The organism is Fontimonas sp. SYSU GA230001, from assembly GCF_040066175.1.
GTDB lineage: Bacteria > Pseudomonadota > Gammaproteobacteria > Nevskiales > Nevskiaceae > Solimonas.
Window position 1 is genome coordinate 77,943 of the sequence record NZ_JBEAAM010000014.1, and the last position, 17,705, is coordinate 95,647.

The window sequence follows — 17,705 nt, forward strand, 5'->3', positions numbered from 1 at the left end:
CATGTCGATCATCATCGATAGGCGGCTCAACGACCGCAACAAGAACGCGGTCAACCGCAGCCGTTTCCTGCGGCGTTACAAGTCGCAGATCCAGCACTCGGTCGATGAGATGGTGTCGAAGCGCTCGATCACCGACATGGAGCAGGGCGGCAAGGTCAACATCCCGATCAAGGACATTTCCGAACCGACGTTCCGGCACGGCCAGGGCGGCGACCGCGAGGTCGTGCATGCCGGCAATCACAGTTTTTCTCCTGGTGACCGCCTGCCGCGACCGCCGTCCGGGGCGGGCGGGGCCGGCGGCCACGGCGAAGGCGAGTCGGAAGACGACTTCGTCTTCAGCCTGTCGCGCGAAGAGTTCATGAACCTGTTCTTCGACGACCTCGAGCTGCCGCGACTGGCGCGCAACGTGCTCGGCGACGTGCGCGAGTATCAGTGGCGGCGCGCCGGCTACACGCCCAGCGGCGTGCCGGCGAATCTGGCGATCCTGCGTTCTCTGCGCAACGCCAGCGCGCGGCGCATCGCCGTGCGTGGCGCGGTGGCGCAGGAGCTGGCGGACGTCGAGGCGCAGATCGAGTCCGCGCCGACACCGCAGCTGCTCGAACGCGCCGAACTGCTGCGCAAGAAGCTGGAGCACGTCCCGTTCCTCGACGAGTTCGACCTGCGTTTCCGCCATCGCGTGCGCGAGCCGCAACCGGTCGCACGCGCGGCGATGTTCTGCCTGATGGACGTGTCGGCGTCGATGACCGAGGAGAAGAAGGACCTGGCCAAGCGTTTCTTCACGCTGCTGTACCTGTTCCTGTCGCGCAAGTACGAGCGCGTCGAGCTGGTGTTCATCCGCCACACCGACAATGCGCAGGAGGTGGACGAACAGACCTTCTTCTATGGCACCCAGAGCGGCGGCACCGTGGTGCTGTCGGCGCTCAAGCTGATGGACGAGATCATCGAGGCGCGCTACGACCCGTCGAGCTGGAACATCTATGGCGCGCAGGTGTCGGACGGCGACGCCTTCGGCGCCGACCCCGAGAAGAGCCGCGCGTTCCTCAACGACCGTCTGCTGCCGCTCCTGCGTTACTTCGCCTATGTCGAGGTGCCCGACGAAGCCGATCATGCCGGTCCGCTGGCGCATGCCTATGCGCGCATCGACGATCCGCGCTTCGCGATGAAGAGCGTGATCGCACGCAACGAGATTTATCCGGTCCTGCGCGAGCTGTTCCACAAGGAGACGGCCTGATGGGCGGCGCGCTCGCGGCGCGGCCGCTGTCCACCGGCTCGGAGTGGACCTTCGAACTGCTCGACAGCTACGACCGCGCGATCAAGGAGATCGCGGTCGGCGAGTTCGGCCTGGACTGCTATCCGAACCAGATCGAGGTGATCGCCTCCGAGCAGATGCTGGATGCCTACGCGTCGCTGGGCCTGCCGATCGGCTATCCGCACTGGAGTTTCGGCAAGGAGTTCATCCGCAACGAGCATTCCTACCGCAAGGGTCATCAGGGTCTCGCCTACGAGATCGTCATCAACTCCAATCCCTGCATCGCGTACCTGATGGAGGAGAACACGATGCCGATGCAGGCGCTGGTCATCGCGCACGCCTGCTACGGACACAACTCGTTCTTCAAGGGCAATTATCTGTTCCGGCAGTGGACCGATGCCTCGGCGATCATCGACTACATGGTGTTCGCCAAGAAATACGTCACGCAGTGTGAGGAACGCTACGGCGAGGAGGCCGTCGAGGAGATCCTCGACTCCTGCCACGCGCTGATGAGCCACGGCGTCGATCGCTACCACCATCCCGCGCCGCTGTCGGTCGAAGAGGAGCAGCAGCGCCAGATCGAGCGCGAGAAGCACGCCTGGAAGCAGTTCGACGAGATCTGGCGCACGGTGCCGAAGCGATCGCGCAATCATGACCGCAAGGGGCACCGCGCCGAGCGGCCGTTCCCCGCCGAGCCGCAGGAGAACCTGCTGTACTTCGTCGAGAAGAACTCGCCGCGCCTGGAGCCGTGGCAGAGCGAGATCGTGCGCATCGTGCGCAAGATGGCGCAGTACTTCTATCCGCAGGGCCAGACCAAGGTCATGAACGAGGGCTGGGCCACGTTCTGGCACTACACCATCCTCAACCGCCTGTTCGACAAGGGCCGGGTCGATGCCGGCTTCATGCTCGAAGTGCTCACTTCGCACACCAACGTCATCACCCAGCGCGGCTACGACCAGCGCGGCTATGGCGGCCTCAATCCCTACGCGCTCGGCTATGCGATGTTCACCGATCTGCGCCGCATCTGCGAGAACCCGACGGAGGAGGACCGGCGCTGGTTCCCCGATATCGCCGGAGGCGAGTGGCGCAAGGTGCTGGACTTCGCGATGCGCAACTACAAGGACGAGTCCTTCATCGGCCAGTACCTGAGTCCCCGCCTGATGCGCGAGTTTCGTCTGTTTGCGGTCGCCGATCACGAGGATGAGGACGAACTGGTGATCGACGCGATCCACAACGACGAGGGCTACCGTCGGCTGCGCCGGCTGATGGCCGCGCAGTACAACCGCGACAACCAGATTCCCGACGTGCAGATCGTGCACTACGCGCGCCGCGGCGACCGTTCGCTGACGCTGCGGCATCGCCAGCATCGGGGTCGTCCGCTGGACGACGCCGCCGAGGAGGTGCTCAAGCATCTCGCGCGGCTGTGGGGGTTCACCGTGCGGCTGGTCACCGTCGATGACGAGGACCGGGAAATCGCCGCGCGGGAAGTGCGGCCCGCATGACCCGCGACCGCCCGCAGGTAGATTTGGCCTAATCGCCCAAGTAGTTGATTGAAAAGGGTGCCGTGACCCGCCGCGGCTTGACCGGGGGCGGTGCCGGCGGGCACAGTACACAGGCCGCGGGATAAAACATCTAGGGCGTGTGCCGCGGGACTGCCGGTCCCGGGCCGCGGAAACCGAGAGGGAGTGCCCGCAGCGGCAGGTTGGGATGGATCGAGGACGTGTGGAATGAGCAGCCTGCTCGGGCGCTGGTGCGCCGCTTTGTTCGTGTGTCTGCCGCTGCTCGCAGTCGCGGCGCCGGAATCCGCGGATCTGGACGCCGCCCGCGATGCGCGGCTGCAGACGGCGCTCAGTGGCGCGGTCGAGCGCCTCGGCCTCACGCACGCGATCGCGCGCAGGCAGCTGTCGGTGGCGCTGGTCGATCTCGCCGATCCCGCGGCGCCGCGCTATGCCGGCCTCAACGACGGCGACATGGTCTATGGCGCGAGCCTGCCGAAGATCGCGATCCTGCTCGGTGCGTTCGCGCGCATCGAGGACGGCACGCTGACGCTGACGCCGGAACTGCGCCGCGACCTGGAGGACATGATCCGTCGCTCGTCGAACACGGCGGCGACCCGCGTGTTCGAGCAGGTCGGCCCCGACTATCTCGCCGAGCTGCTCAGCTCCGAACGCTACGCGCTCTACGACCGTGACCACGGCGGCGGCTTGTGGGTCGGCAAGCCCTATGGCCCCGGCGAGGCGTACCGGCGCGACCCGCTGTTCAATCTTTCGCACGGCGCCTCGGCCTACCAGGCCGCGCGCTTCTATTACCTGCTCGAAACCGGACGTCTGGTCTCGCCCGCGGCTTCGCACGCGATGAAGGAGATCATGGGCAAGCCGGCGATCGACCACAAGTTCGTCAAGGCGATCAAGGCCAGCTATCCGCAGGCGGCGCTGTACCGCAAGTCCGGCACCTGGCGCGACTATCACTGCGACAGCGCGCTGGTCGAGCACGACGGCAAGCGCTACATCATCGTCGCACTGTCGCACGCCGAGCAGGGCGCGCAGTGGCTGGAGCAGCTCGCGCTCGCCGCCGACGCGCTCATCGCTCCCGGTTCTGCGCCTCCTGTGCGGTGAGCGCGCGGTACGGACGCGCCAGGCTCAGCACCAGTGCGATCCACAGCAGCGCCGCGGGAATCGTGAAGTAGCTGTACGCCGCTGGCGCGACCAGCCAGTGCGTCCATTCGGTCAGCAGCAGAATCGCGCTCGCTCCCAGCACCTTGAAGGCGCGGTAGCCGAACATGTCGATCCAGGCCTTGAGCTTGAAAATCAGATCCGGCGCTACCGGCACGTAAAGCAGTTCCTTGGCCGCGCGGTTGAGCGAGTACGACAGGCCGCGGTCGGAGATCTTCATCGCGGCGCCGCTGTTCAGTCCGGGCTGCAGCAGGTACAGGAAGGAAAACAGCCCGAGCGTCAGCGGCTGCGCGAGCAGGCCGCCGATCGCGCCGAGCGCGCGCAGCACCAGCGGCGTGACCACCAGATTGACGCCCAGTGCCACCGCGTTGAGCAGCGACAGAAAACCGGACAGGTACGCGGTGCGCGTCTCGCGCTCCGGAAACTCGTGCTGCACGTAGTGCATGAACTGGTACTCGACGATCGGTTCGACGACCTGGGCCAGCAGCAGCACCGCGGTGATCGTCAGCAGGTAGCGGTTGCCGAGCCAGTCGCGCAGGGCCGGGCGCTCGGGCAGGCCCGGCAGCGCGGACGCGCCCGGCTGCTCGGCGAGTACGCCGCTGCGCACCAGAACCGCCGAGAATGCCGCGACCAGCACGATCAGCGCCGCGGAGACGAACAGCAGATCGACCGTGCTCAGACCCGCCTGCGTCAGCAGTGCCTGCGCGAGCCAGCCGCCGGTCATGCCGCCGACCAGGCCGCCGGCGCCGATCGCGCCGAACCAGCGGCGGCCCTGACGCGTCGGGAACGCGGCATTGGTCAGGCTCCAGAACTGCTCGACCAGTGCGACGGACAGGATGTCCACGAACACGTAGAAGCATACCGCGGCGACCGGTCCGCCGATCCACAGGCGGAACACCAGCAGCAGCAGCGCGAAGCCCAGACAGGTGCCGACCACCAGCCGCGGCCGTGACACCCGGCTCACCAGCTTCGCATACGCGGGCATCAGCGCGCCCAGCACCAGCGCCGACAGCACCCAGACATAGGGTAGTTGCGCGGCGGAAAAGTGCTCCAGGTACAGCGAGCGGCTCGCCGGCTTGATCTGGTAGTAGGCCAGGATCACCAGCAGGAAGTCGGCGAACAGGGCCAGCGCGCGCAGTCCGCGCGTCCGGCTTTCAGTCTTCATCGGCACCGCGCCCCTCCGCGTCCGCCTGCGTCGCCGGTGGCAGGTCCGCGGCTGGCACGTCCCTGAGCGCCGCGGCGTGGCGGGCTTCGACCATGCGGTGGATGCGCAGCGCCAGCGTCTGATGCGCGACCGCGGAATTCTTGCGCAGCACGTTCGACATCACGGCGACGGCGTAGCGCAGCTTCGGCGCCTGCGCCGGATACTCGACCAGCGCCAGCGACGCGAGCTGGTTGATCTTGTTGCCGCGGTACTTGCCGCAGACGTAGCCGGGCTCCGGTTCGCAGATGTAGAGCGAGCCCGACTTGAAGTAAACGGCCGCCGGGTTGAGCACCGGATGCGAGGCATAGCGGATGCGCTTCTGCGTGGTATAGAGCAGGCGCTTGGCTTCTCTGCTGCTCCAAGGATCGACGAAGCGCTTGGCTTCGATCAGCGCCAGCAGCTGCAGCAGGTCGCGCGGTGTCGCGTAGCTCGACTGTCCCGGCATCAGCCGCTTGCCGCGGTGGGTGAACAGGCTGGTCTGGCGGATGCGCTGCGGATCGAGCCCGACCGCGGCGAGCGGCCGCAGCATGGCGTCGAGCATCGCACGGCCGCGCGCGGCTGCGCTCAGTGTCGCCAGACGCGCGGCGGCCGGCTCAGCGCCGCTGGCGAAACCGGGGCCGAAGCGCTCTGCCGCGGCGAGCTGCTGCATCACCATGCTGCCCGCGGCGTTCGAACTGGCCGAGATCATCCAGTCCATGTACTCCCACAGAGAACCTTCGTCACCGTGGTGCAGCGTGCGCCAGCGCGCCGGACCGGCGCCGACGGTATGGATCGGCACCTTGTGCACGTCGTAGTCGATGTAGCCGTCGGCGACGACACGGGTATCGCGCAGCACGCGTTCGCGCGCGGCGATGTCCTGCGGGTACCAGTCGGCGAGCTTGTGCATCCACGCCAGCAGCACCAGCACCTTGCCGACGCTGCCGACGTTGGCGCGATAGTCCGGCTGGTGTGCGGCATAGCGCAGGTGCGCAGGATCGCTGAGGTCGAGCACCGCGACGCCGTAGCGGTCCGCATCGTCGCCGAGCATGCGCGTCAACTCCGCGCTCCAGTCCGGATCGGGCGCGGGCAGCGTCGTCGCGTCGATGCCGCTGGGAACGACGGCATCCATCGGCAGCGTCGCACCGGGCGGCAGCACGGCACGCTGCGCCTGCAGCGTGCGCGTGTGTTCGAGGCGGCGGATGCCGGTGTAGTCATAGCCGTCGAGCGGATAGCCGATGCCGACCGCCGCCGACGTGCTCAGCAGCGTCAGCGCGGCGACGCGCAGTGCGGCGTTCATGGCGGCTCGTCCAGTGCGACGGCGTTGTCGCGCGCCGCGACCAGGCTGGCGTCGAGGGCGCGTAGCAGCACGTGGCGCTGTGCCCGCGCGCCCTGCAGGAAAGGACGCATCTGCAGCAGGTAGAGCCTGCCGCCGGCGAAGGCGAATTCGACGTCCGCCGGTGCCGGGCCGCCGGCGGCGTCGCGCAGTTCCGGGCTGTTGCGGGGGATGTCCCGCGCGAGCCGCATCAGCTGGTTCATCTCGGCCTGCGTGAGCAGGAAGTCGTCGCCGCTGGCCGGCACATCGCGCAGGCCGCCCTCGCGCAGCGTGATCCGTCGTGTCGGCTCGGTGGCGGAGGCGACCAGATCGACGCGTCCGTCCACCAGGCGCACGCGCAGGCTCTCCGCGGACTGTCCATCGACCGCGCCGCCGGCGCCCTCGTTGGCGCTGACGAAGATCGTGCCGGGATCGCCGCTGTCCGGATCGGCGGTGACCATCACGCCGGATTTTTCGCTGGCGACGGTCTTGTGCAGCAGCACCGAGACATAGACCTGCTCCGGGCGATCCATCGCCAGCTGGCGCCAGCTGTAGGCGCGTTCGGTGAACGGCGAGGCCCAGACGTTGCGGATCGCATCGAGCACGGCGTCGAAGCCGACGACGTTGGGCACCGTGCGGTTGAGGCCGGCCCCGCTGAAGGCCGGCAGGTCCTCCAGGTTGGTGTCCGAGCGCACGTACACGCCGTAGCCGCCATCGGCGCCGAACAGGGCCTCGGCATCGGTGCGCAGCCGATCGACCAGGCCGGCCGGGAACTCGACCTGCGCGAACCAGTCGCGCGCGGTCTGCAGGAAGGCGCGCAGTGCCGCCGCCCGCTGCGCGGGATCGTCGATCTCGGCGATCAGGCGGTGCTGCAGCTGCAGCCAGTCGAACATGCTCTGCTGGCCATCCGGCGCGGTGCGGTCGAGCAGACTGCGATAGACGCCGAACGGGATCGCCAGCGCGGGCGACACCTGATCCGGGTAGCGTGCGGCGAGCTCGCCGAGGTGCGCGGCCTTCGGTCCGACGATCCGTCCGGCATCGGCGGCGCGCAGTTCGGCGAGCGCGACCGGGCGGCGCAGCTCCAGGTCCAGTCGCGTCGTATCCACCTCGATGCGCGCCGGCCGCTGTGCCGCTTTCGGAAACCAGGGCTCCCAGTCCGGGCCATCGGCGGCGATGCGTACCGTGCCGCCGGGGCTGGCCACCAGCACGATGCGCGTGCCCAGCTGCCTGCGCAGCGCAGCGAGGTGCTGCGTAGCGACGACGACGTTGGGCAGGCCGAGGTTGCGCGCAAGCATCTGGACGTGCGACAGCGCGTTGCCCGCCGATTCGGTGAGGATGCCGGCGACCGCCGGCAGCTCGGCGGTCGTCTCCGCCGCCAGCACGATCGGCAGTTCCGCGCCGGTGTCGCGCGCTTCGGCCAGTGTCCGCAGCGGGCCGCGTGCCACGCCCGGGTTGAGTGCACGCAGGCCGCCGGATACCGGTTGTCCGAAAAGCTCGTGTTGTACGCCGGCGAGGCGGTCGCCATCGGCGATCAGAGGTTCCAGGCGCTCCCCGTAGCCGAGCATCAGGCTGGCGTGCAGGCGATCGGCGATGTAGTCCTCGGCGCGCGGCTCGACGCGCGCGAAGCTGCGCAGCATCGGCTGGAAATGGAAGCTCAGGCGCCGCATCGCCCAGCCGGGCGCGCGGCCGAGCACCGCGAGCGCGTCGCGGTAGCCGCCGACGCTCACCGCCTGCGCCTCGGTCAGCGTCCGCAACGCCTGCCGCAGTTCGCGCCGCTCGCGCTGCGTGAGCAGGCCGCTGCCATACAGGCCGTCCACCATCGGCAGCAGCGCGCGCAGCCGGGCGCGCCGGCTGTCCGCGCCCGGGCCGGCCGGCTGGCGCGCGACGGCAAAGGCCGCGTCCTCGGCCGCCAGCGACAGCTCCATCGCGCGCAGCCGCCGTGCGGCGGTATAGCCCGGCATCGCGTCGCGGATGCGCGCGAGGATGTTGGTGAGGGTCTCCAGCTGTTGCTGCGCATCGACGCTGCCGTGGTAGCGCGCGGCCAGTGCCTGCAGTCCGGAGTCGCCGAGCGCCGCGGCGCTGCGTTCGAGCTGCGCGGCCAGTGTCGCGTGGGCGAAGGCCGCGTCGATCGCGCGGGCCAGCGTCTCGAATCCCTGGCGCAGCTCGTCCTGCGCATGGCGGCGCGCATGTTCACGCACGCGTTGCGCCTGGTCGGCGGCCGGGCGCGAATGGATCAGGTTGCGCAGGTCGATGAAGTCGGCGTCGCGTCGTCCCAGTTCGTCGGCGAGCGCACGCACTTCGGTGAAGCTGCCGGACGCGATCGGGCGTGGCAGCAGGCGCACGGCCTCGCGCAGCAGCGGGTAGCGCGCCTCGGCCACGCGTGGATCGCGTGCCAGTTCGAGCAGGATGCCGCGCGCGGCGGCCGCCTCGTCCTCGGCCTGGAACACGCCGCGCACGTAGCGCGCGCGGCGCAGGATCCAGCCGTCATCGATCGCGACCAGGAACTGTTCGACCAGCGCGGCCTTGAGCAGCCGGGCGTCGTCGGCCAGCGCGGCTTCCGGCGTCAGTTCGGACAGCACGTTCGCCAGCGGGATGCCGGCGGCGCGCATCGTCTCGGCGCGCACGTCGCGCTGTCCCGACTGACGGCCGCCGCCGTGCTCGCGGCAGGCATACTCGCGCGGCGGCTGGATCGTGCCGTCGGCGCAGAACCAGCGGACGCCCTGGAACGGGCCGAGCGGTTCCGACTTCATCGCGCGCACCCACGCCGCGAACTGGGTGTCGTCGGGTGGCGGCGGCGGTGCTTCGGCCGCGCGTGCCGGCATTGCCGCGATGCAGGCCAGCAGCAGCCAGCGGGTCAGGTGCTTCTTGTTCTGGCCAGGAAGGTGCGCCGGATCCATGCGCACACCCTAACGCCGCCGGCGTCGCCGGCGACATGATCCAGGTCAGGGGCCGCGGGTCAGGCGGTCGCGGTCTCGGCCAGGCCGCTGTGGCGCAGCAGCGCGTCGATGCTGGGCTTGCGGCCGCGGAACTCGATGAACAGCTCCATCGCTTCCCTCGAACCGCCCTGCGCGAGCACCGTGTCGCGGAAGCGGATGCCGGTCTCGGGCGAAAAGCCGGTCTCCTCGAAGGCGGCGAAAGCATCCGCCGACAACACCTCGGCCCACTTGTAGCTGTAATAACCCGCCGCATAGCCGCCGGCGAAGATGTGCGAGAAGCTCCACGGCATGCGGTTGAACGCGGGGGGCTTGAGCACCGCGACCTCGTCGCGCACCGCGTCGATGGTCTCCAGCACGCGCGCGCCGCGCGCCGGGTCGTAGTCGCGGTGCAGGCGCAGGTCGAACAGGGCGAACTCGAGCTGGCGCAGCGTCGCGAGACCGGACTGGAACATGCGCGAGGCGCGCAGCTTGCCGATCATCGTGTCCGGCAGCGGTTCGCCACTCTGCCAGTGGCGTGCAAAGCCGCGCAGCGTCGCCGGGTCGTAGCACCAGTTCTCCATGAACTGGCTCGGCAGTTCGACCGCGTCCCAGGCCACGCCGCGGATACCGGACACCGAGGCCTCGTCCACCTGCGTCATCAGGTGATGCAGGCCGTGACCGAACTCGTGGAACAGGGTCACGACTTCGTCGTGGGTCAGCAGCGCCGGCTTGCCGGCGAGGGGCGGGGTGAAGTTGCAGACCAGATAGGCCGACGGATGCTGCAATGTGCCGCCGTTGCGGCGCCGGCCGAGGCATTCATCCATCCACGCGCCGCTGCGCTTTTCCTCGCGCGCATAGGGATCGAGATAGAACAGGCCGAAGCGTTCGCCGCTGGCATCCTGCAGCGCCCAGGTCGTGACGTCCGCATGCCAGGTCGGGATGCCCGGCACCGCCTCGATGTGGATGCCGTACAGGCGTTCGACCAGCGCGAACATGCCGCGCAGCACCGCCGGCAGCGGGAAATAGGGCCGGAGTTCCTCCTCGGAGAGTCCGAGCGTCTCGGTCTTGAGCTTCTCGGAGTAGTACGCGGCGTCCCAGGGCTGGAAGTCGGTCAGGCCATCGCGGCGCCGGGCGAAGGCGCGCAGCTCCTCGAGCTCGGCCTGAGCGCGCGGCTTCGCGCGGCGCGCGAGGTCGGCGAGGAAGTCATCGACCTGCTGTGGCGACTCCGCCATCTTGGTCGCCAGCGACAGCTCGGCGTAGTTGCCGAAATCGAGCAGGCGCGCGAGCTCGTGGCGCAGCGCGAGGATCTCGGTCATCAGCGCGCCGTTGTCGAAACGGCCGGCCTGGGGGCCCTGGTCGGAGGCGCGCGTCGCGTAGGCGGTGTAGATCTCCTGACGCAGCGCACGGTCGTCGGCATAGGTGATGACGGCGTCGTAGCTGGGGAAGTCCAGCGTCAGCAGCCAGCCTTCGAGACTCCTGGCCTGCGCCTTCTCGCGCGCGGCCTGCTTCGCCGACTCGCTCATGCCGGCGAGTTGCGCCTCGTCGGTGACGAGCTTGCTCCAGGCCTGTATCGCGTCCATCAGATGTTCTTCGAACTTCGTCTGCAGCTCCGACAGGCGCAGCGACAGTTCCTTGTAGCGCGCCTTCTGGTCCTCCGGCAGGCCGATGCCGGACAGCCGGAAGTCGCGCAGCGCGTCGGTGACAACCTTGCGCCGCGCCACCGTCAGGGACGCGAATGCCGGGCTGTCGGCCAGCGCCTGGTAGGCGCGGAACAGCGGTTCGGACTGCGACAGCTCGATGCTGTAGGCGGTCAGCTTGGGCAGGCCGTCGTTGTAGGCCTTGCGCCATTCCGGCGTGCTGCGCACGCTGAACAGGTGGGCGACCGGGCCCCAGACGCGCTGCAGGCGGTCGCCGAGTTCTTCCAGGGGTTCGATCAGGCCGTCCCAGGTCGGGGGCCAGCCCGGCGCGCCGGCGCGCCCGAGCAGTTCGGCGAGCGCGGCGCGATTGTTCGCGAGGATCGCGTCCAGCGCCGGTTCGGCGTGTTCGGGGCGGATGCTGTCGAAGGCCGGCAGACCATTGCCGGTGGCGGCGGAAAGCAGGGGATTGTCCATGGCGGCCTGGACGAAACGGCGGGGGCGGGGTCGCTATCGTGGGGACGGCGGCCGTGCTTTTCCAGTGATTTTTTCCTAAGCCGCTGATTGGCGGAAGCTTTGGATGCTCAGAACAGGCCGCGCGCAGTCAGCGAGAAGATGCTGCCCGCACCGGCGAGGATCGAGCCGGTGAGCGCGGCCGCGGCGATCCAGCGGTGGCGGCGCACGAGGTCCTGCTGCGCCAGCGTCGAGAGCAGAAACGGCCGCCCGTCGCCGGGACGTGACAGCACGTGGATGTCCGGGTCCAGCGAACGTTCGAGATGCGCCTGGCGGACCTGCGCGATTGCGGCGCGGCGCGCGGTCTCCCATTCCCGCGCGTCGATGCGGCCGTCGCCGTCGGCGTCGAAGCGCGCCAGCAGGCCCTTCTGATCCGCTTTCCAGTCGCGCAGCAGTTCGTTGACGTCGGCGGTCTCGTCGAGCTGCAGGTGCGCCGTCTGCGTGCGGAATGCGCCCAGGGCATACAGCGGATCGCCGATCTGCAGACGCTCCTCCTCGTACTGGTAGTCGCCGAACTGCAGCCAGGGGATCTTGTCGGGCACGAAGTTGGGCCGCGGCGTGTGGCCGCGCCAGGACTGGCGGATGCTCGGCTGCACACTGGCGCCGTGCGGATCGACGATGCAGTCGCCGGTCGGGTCCGACAGCAGGAACAGCGCATCGGAGGTGCCGGAGTCGATCGTGCGCCACTCGCCGCTGCGCCGGCCGTTGCGCCAGCGCGACTCGTATTTCTGTACGCGGTACCGCCACCAGCAGCAGGTCCTGCCGCTCAAGGGTGCGCGGATCTCCTCGCCCGGCAGCAGGCGGGCGGTCCCTTCCAGCTCGACGTAGCCCTGCGCGGCGGAACGGATGCGCGAGGTCGGCGTGTTCTCCATCAGCCGCGCCTTGTGCAGCGCGATGAACGCCGAGGCGAAGCCGATCACCGCGGCAGCCAGGCCGGCGGCGGTCCACAGCCAGAATTCCTCGGCGGGCAGCGCCGCGATCCGCTGCGCCAGCGCGACCAGCGTTCCGTCGTAGGCGGCCATGCGCGGGCCGGGGCGTGGATCAGGAGCGGAACAACTCGCGCAGGTCCACGTCCTTCTTCTCCTCGCTGCCGAACACCAACAGGTCGGCCGCCTTGAAGCCGAACAGGCGCGCGATGATCACGTCGGGAAACTGCTCGATGCGGACATTGTTGATGTTGACCGCCTCGTTGTAGAACTCGCGGCGGTCGGCGATCGCGTTTTCGAGGCCGGTGATGCGGCCGAGCAGTTGCTGGATCGACTGGTTGGCCTTGAGCTCCGGATAGGCCTCGACGGTGGCGACGATGTTGCCCAGCCCCAGGCGCATCGCGCTTTCGGCCTGACCGACGCCCTTGACGTCGCCGTGCTCGCGCGCGCTGTTGGCGGCGGCGCGCGCCGCCATGACCTTCTCCAGCGTCTCGCGCTCGAACTGCATGTACTGCTTGCAGGTCTCGACCAGCTTGGGCAGCTCGTCGTGCCGCTGCTTGAGCAGCACGTCGATGTTGCTCCAGGCCTTGCCGATGCCGTGCTTGAGCGTGACCAGACCGTTGTAGAGGATGACCACGTACACGCCGAGCGCGGCCAATACGGCGATCCAGATGAAAGTCGTGAGCATGAGAGACCAGCCCCCACCGGTCGTATCCCTGTAAAGCGCGACAGCATGCTTCAATTCGCCCGCACGCGCTACCATACTCACGCCATGAAACGACGCAACCCGATGATTTCGCACTGGCTCGCTCCGCTCGCGCTGCTGTTCCTCGTGCTGTCCGGCTGCAGTTCCCCGCAGGTCGTGAACCGTTTTGCCGCCGATACCGGCTACAAGGGCGCGGTGAACCTGCCTTACGACCGCAAGCTCGGACTCGACCTGGATGTGTATTACCCGCCGCAGGCCAGCGCTGCGCCGGTGATCGTGTTCTTCTACGGCGGCCGCTGGACGCTGCGCGACAAGTCCGAGTTCGAGTTCGTCGGCCAGGCACTGGCCTCGCGCGGCTTCGTCACGCTGATTCCCAACGTGCGCAAGTATCCGGACGTGCGCTTCCCGGAGTTCGTCAACGATGCCGCGCGTGCGCTGCGCTGGGCGCGCGACAATGCGGCGACCTATGGCGGCGACCCCGACAAGCTGTTCGTCATGGGACATTCGTCCGGCGCGCACATCGCCGCGCTGCTCGCGCTCAACGAGGAGTACCTGAAGAAGGTCGGCGGCAGCCGCGCGTGGCTGCGCGGCATGATCGGCCTGGCCGGCGCTTACGACTTCATGCCGATCACCGCGCCCGACCTGCGCGACCTGTTCGGTCCGGTCGATCGCTTCCAGTACTCGCAGCCGATCTTCTATGTCGATGGCCGGAACCCGCCGCTGCTGCTGATCCACGGCCGCAACGACGAAGTGCTGTCCGTCAGCAACACCGAGAACCTGGCTCGTTCGGTGGCCAAGGCCGGCGGGCCGGTCGAGACCGTGATCTACGACTCGCTGTCGCACAACATGGTGATCGGTGCGCTGGCGTCCTATCTGCGCGGGCGTGCCGACGTGCTCGACAACATCGAGGAGTTCGTCGTGCGCATCTCCAAGCAGCCGCGCAGCGCGCGGCGGCAGCTCGACCTGCGCGCGACGCCGTTGCAGCAGGACGACGTCGATGGCGTCGAGGCGCAGCCGCTGCCGACGCCGGAGCCGGTGCCCGACAGCGAGCCCGTCACCCCCATGCTGCTGACGCCGGTGCCGGCCTCCAGTCCATGATCCGCGCCTATCGCGGCCGCCGGCCCCGGCTCGGTGCAGCGGTCTGGGTCGATCCGTCGGCACAGCTGATCGGCGACGTCGAGCTGGGCGATGACGCCTCGGTCTGGCCGCTGGTGTCGATCCGTGGCGACGTCAACCGCATCGTCATCGGCGCACGCAGCAACGTGCAGGACAACAGCGTGCTGCACGTGACCCACGATGGTCCCTATTCACCCGGCGGCGTGCCGCTGCGTATCGGCGACGACGTGACCGTCGGCCACAACGTGATCCTGCACGCCTGCACCGTCGGTCACCGCTGCCTGATCGGCATGGGCGCGATCGTGATGGACCGGGCCGTGATCGAGGACGAGGTGCTGCTCGCGGCCGGCAGCGTCGTGACGCCGGGCAAGACGCTGCGCTCCGGCTGGCTGTACCGCGGCGCGCCCGCGCAGCCGTCGCGTGAACTGACCGCGCAGGAGCGCGACCACTTCCTCTATTCGGCGCAGCACTATGTGCGGCTGAAGAATCACTATCTGGAAGAAGACGGGAATCGGGAATCGGCCGTGGAGAATTGATCGGAGAACGACCGCCATGTCCGACGTTTCCACGATTCCCGGTTCGCGATCCCCGATCCCCGACAGCGTGCGCGTCGTCGAAGTCGGTCCGCGCGATGGCCTGCAGAACGAAGCGCAGGCCGTGCCGGCCGCGACCAAGATCGAGCTGATCGAACGCCTCGCGGACTGCGGGCTGCGCACCGTCGAGGCGACCAGTTTCGTTTCGCCCAGGTGGGTGCCGCAGATGGCCGATGCGGCCGAGGTGCTCGCCGGCCTGACGCGCCGCGACGGCGTCGCGTATCCGGTGCTGGTGCCCAATGTCCAGGGTCTGGAGCGCGCGCTCGCGGCGGGCGCCGGCGAGATCGCGGTGTTCACCGCGGCCAGCGACGCGTTCAACCGCAGGAACATCAACGCCTCGGTCGATGAGTCGCTGACGCGGCTGGCGCCGGTCGTCGAAATGGCGCTGGCGCACGGCCTGAAGGTGCGCGCCTACGTCTCCACCGTGCTCGGCTGCCCGTACCAGGGCGACGTGCCGCTGGCGGAGGTCGTGCGCGTGACACGGGCCGTCGCGCGGATGGGCTGTTACGAGATCTCGCTCGGCGACACCATCGGCGTCGGTACGCCGGGCAGGGCGCGCGCGATGTTCCGGGCCTGTGCCGAAGCGGTCGGCGCGGAGCGGCTCGCGCTGCACTTCCACGACACCTACGGCCAGGCGCTCGCCAATGTCTATGCCTGTCTCGAAGAGGGCGCGCGTGTCGTCGATGCCAGCGTGTCCGGGCTCGGCGGCTGCCCGTACGCGCAGGGTGCGTCCGGTAACGTCGCCACCGAGGATCTGGTGTACATGCTGCACGGTCTGGGCATCGCCACCGGCATCGACCTCGACCGGCTGATCGACACCGGGCGCTGGATCAGCGCGCGGCTCGGCCGGGCGCCGGCGAGCAGGCTCGGCCGCATCGGCGGCTCCGGCGGCAGCGCGTCATGAGCCACGCCGACACGCCGATCTGGGCACCCGACGCGGCACGCATCGCCGCGGCCAATCTGACGCGTTTTGCTGCGCCACTGGGCTTCGCGCCGCCGGACTACGGCGGCCTGTGGCGCTGGTCCATCGAGCATCCCGCCGAGTTCTGGCGCGCGGTCTGGTCGTTCTGTGGCATCGAGGCCAAGACGGCGCCGCGGACCGTGCTCGAGGATGCGCAGCGCATGCCGGGTGCGCGCTGGTTCCCGGGTGCGCGGCTCAATTTCGCCGAGCACCTGCTGCGTCATCGCGGCGCGGTCCCGGCGATCATCGCCACCGACGAGCGCGGCCGCCGCCGCGTCCTCGGCCGCGATGCGCTGCGCACGCGCGTCGCTGCAGTCGCGGCGGCACTCGCGGCCGACGGTGTCGTCGCCGGCGACCGCGTCGCCGGCTTCCTGCCCAACACGCTCGAAGCGGTCGTCGCGATGCTCGCGGCGACCAGCCTGGGCGCGGTGTGGTCGTCGTGTTCGCCGGACTTCGGCGAAGCCGGCGTGCTCGAACGCTTCGGGCAGATCGAGCCCAAGGTGCTGTTCGCCTGCGACGGCTACACCTACGCCGGCAAGGCGATCGACACGCGCGACCGCGTCGCCCGGATCCGCGCCGCACTGCCGAGCCTCGTGCGCCTGGTGATCGTGCCGTTCCTCGAAGACGTGCCGGACCTGGCGCCGCTGCCGGATGCGGTCCTCATGCCCGATTACGGTCTGCCCGACGCGGCGCTGCGCTTCACCCCGGTGGATTTCGATGCGCCGCTGTACATCCTGTATTCGTCGGGCACCACCGGCAAACCCAAGTGCATCGTCCACGGGGTCGGCGGCACGCTGCTGCAGCATCTCAAGGAGCTGGTGCTGCACGCGGACATCAAGCCCGGCGACCGCCTGTTCTTCTTCACGACCTGTGGCTGGATGATGTGGAACTGGCTCGTGTCCGGGCTGGCGGCAGGTGCGACGCTGGTGCTCTACGACGGTTCACCCTTCCATCCGGGGCCGGAGGTGTTGTGGACGCTGGCCCAGGCCGAACGGCTGACGCAGTTCGGCACCAGCCCCAAATACCTGTCCGCGCTCGACAAGGCCGGCTATGCCCCGGCCGCGCACCACGACCTGTCCGCGCTGCGCACCGTGTTCTCGACCGGCTCGCCGCTGGCGCCCGAGCAGTTCGATCATGTGCATCGTGCGATCAAGACCGACGTGCAGCTCGCGTCGATCTCCGGCGGCACCGACATCGTGTCCTGCTTTGCGCTCGGCAATCCGTGGTCGCCGGTGTACCGGGGTGAGTTGCAGGGGGCCGGGCTGGGCATGGCGGTGGACGTGGTGGACGACGCCGGCCGGTCGCTGCGCGGCGCGCCGGGCGAGCTGGTCTGCACGCGGCCGTTCCCGTCGATGCCGGTCGGCTTCTGGAACGATCCCGACGGCAGCCGCTACCGCGCCGCCTACTTCGAGCGGTTTCCGGGCATCTGGCACCACGGCGATTTCGCCGAGATCACCGCGCATGGCGGCCTGGTCATCACCGGGCGCTCGGACGCGACGCTCAACCCCGGCGGCGTGCGCATCGGCACCGCGGAGATCTACCGCGTCGTCGATGCACAGCCGGAAGTCCTGGAATCGGTCGTCGTCGGCCATCGCCACGACGGCGACGAGGACGTGATCCTGTTCGTGCGTCTGCGCGACGGGCAGACGCTGACCGAGGAACTGGCGCGCCGGATCAAGGGCGCGATCCGCGCCGAGCTCACGCCGCGCCATGTGCCGGCCAAAGTGCTCGCGTGCCCGGAAGTGCCGCGCACGATCAGCGGCAAGATCACCGAGCTCGCGGTGCGCAACCTGCTGCATGGAGAGCCGGTGAAGAACACCGAGGCGCTGGCCAATCCGCAGGCGCTCGACTACTTTCGCAATCTTCCCGCCGCGGCACTGCGCTGATGGCGGTGTCCTCCGACGAAAACCACGTAACATGACTGC

General features: G+C 69.0%; 13 protein-coding genes. 7 read left to right on the forward strand and 6 right to left on the reverse strand.

Annotated elements, in window-relative coordinates:
- The first annotated feature begins 1 nt into the window (after position 1).
- From AAG565_RS08905 to AAG565_RS08915, 3 genes are all read left to right on the forward strand, one after another.
- Positions 2–1,231 carry a YeaH/YhbH family protein gene (locus AAG565_RS08905; protein ID WP_348819228.1) on the forward strand — a complete coding sequence of 410 codons (1,230 nt, stop codon included), beginning with the start codon at positions 2–4 and terminating at the stop codon, positions 1,229–1,231.
- Positions 1,231–2,751 carry a SpoVR family protein gene (locus tag AAG565_RS08910; protein WP_348819229.1) on the forward strand — a complete coding sequence of 507 codons (1,521 nt, stop codon included), beginning with the start codon at positions 1,231–1,233 and terminating at the stop codon, positions 2,749–2,751. The genes AAG565_RS08905 and AAG565_RS08910 overlap by 1 nt, the downstream gene beginning before the upstream one ends.
- A 225-nt stretch (positions 2,752–2,976) precedes the next feature.
- Positions 2,977–3,864, forward strand: a complete 888-nt coding sequence (locus AAG565_RS08915; RefSeq protein ID WP_348819230.1) for a serine hydrolase — start codon at positions 2,977–2,979, stop codon at positions 3,862–3,864.
- Here the strand turns inward: AAG565_RS08915 and AAG565_RS08920 are convergent.
- The 6 genes from AAG565_RS08920 to AAG565_RS08945 all read right to left on the reverse strand — a co-directional run bounded on the left by AAG565_RS08920 (position 3,830) and on the right by AAG565_RS08945 (position 13,092).
- On the reverse strand, positions 3,830–5,092 hold the full coding sequence (locus AAG565_RS08920) for an ATP translocase (protein ID WP_348819231.1): 1,263 nt from the start codon (positions 5,090–5,092) through the stop codon (positions 3,830–3,832). The genes AAG565_RS08915 and AAG565_RS08920 overlap by 35 nt on opposite strands.
- Positions 5,076–6,401, reverse strand: a complete 1,326-nt coding sequence (locus tag AAG565_RS08925; protein WP_348819232.1) for a serine hydrolase — start codon at positions 6,399–6,401, stop codon at positions 5,076–5,078. Before AAG565_RS08925 ends, AAG565_RS08920 begins: the two co-directional genes overlap by 17 nt.
- Entirely contained in the window at positions 6,398–9,313 is a 2,916-nt protein-coding gene (locus AAG565_RS08930; RefSeq protein ID WP_348819233.1) for a PEP/pyruvate-binding domain-containing protein, read from the reverse strand. Before AAG565_RS08930 ends, AAG565_RS08925 begins: the two co-directional genes overlap by 4 nt.
- A gap of 59 nt (positions 9,314–9,372) precedes the next feature.
- On the reverse strand, positions 9,373–11,442 hold the full coding sequence (locus tag AAG565_RS08935; RefSeq protein ID WP_348819234.1) for a M3 family metallopeptidase: 2,070 nt from the start codon (positions 11,440–11,442) through the stop codon (positions 9,373–9,375).
- A 107-nt stretch (positions 11,443–11,549) separates the two neighbouring features.
- A complete protein-coding gene (locus AAG565_RS08940) occupies positions 11,550–12,500 on the reverse strand; it encodes a GIDE domain-containing protein (protein WP_348819235.1) in 951 nt (316 codons plus the stop codon).
- A 19-nt stretch (positions 12,501–12,519) separates the two neighbouring features.
- Positions 12,520–13,092, reverse strand: a complete 573-nt coding sequence (locus tag AAG565_RS08945) for a LemA family protein (protein ID WP_348819236.1) — start codon at positions 13,090–13,092, stop codon at positions 12,520–12,522.
- Between the two features lie 84 nt (positions 13,093–13,176).
- On the opposite strand from AAG565_RS08945, the gene AAG565_RS08950 reads away from it, so the two are divergent.
- From AAG565_RS08950 to AAG565_RS08965, 4 genes are read left to right on the forward strand one after another with little or no spacing between them, the layout of a single operon-like run.
- Positions 13,177–14,208: an alpha/beta hydrolase gene (locus AAG565_RS08950; protein ID WP_348819237.1), complete on the forward strand. Its 1,032-nt coding sequence runs from the start codon at positions 13,177–13,179 to the stop codon at positions 14,206–14,208.
- The gene (locus AAG565_RS08955) at positions 14,205–14,762 is read left to right on the forward strand and encodes a gamma carbonic anhydrase family protein (protein WP_348819238.1); all 558 of its coding nucleotides are present in this window, start codon (positions 14,205–14,207) and stop codon (positions 14,760–14,762) included. Before AAG565_RS08950 ends, AAG565_RS08955 begins: the two co-directional genes overlap by 4 nt.
- A gap of 55 nt (positions 14,763–14,817) precedes the next feature.
- Positions 14,818–15,723: a hydroxymethylglutaryl-CoA lyase gene (locus AAG565_RS08960; protein ID WP_348819264.1), complete on the forward strand. Its 906-nt coding sequence runs from the start codon at positions 14,818–14,820 to the stop codon at positions 15,721–15,723.
- On the forward strand, positions 15,720–17,666 hold the full coding sequence (locus AAG565_RS08965) for an acetoacetate--CoA ligase (protein WP_348819239.1): 1,947 nt from the start codon (positions 15,720–15,722) through the stop codon (positions 17,664–17,666). The genes AAG565_RS08960 and AAG565_RS08965 overlap by 4 nt, the downstream gene beginning before the upstream one ends.
- The last annotated feature ends 39 nt before the right edge of the window (positions 17,667–17,705 follow it).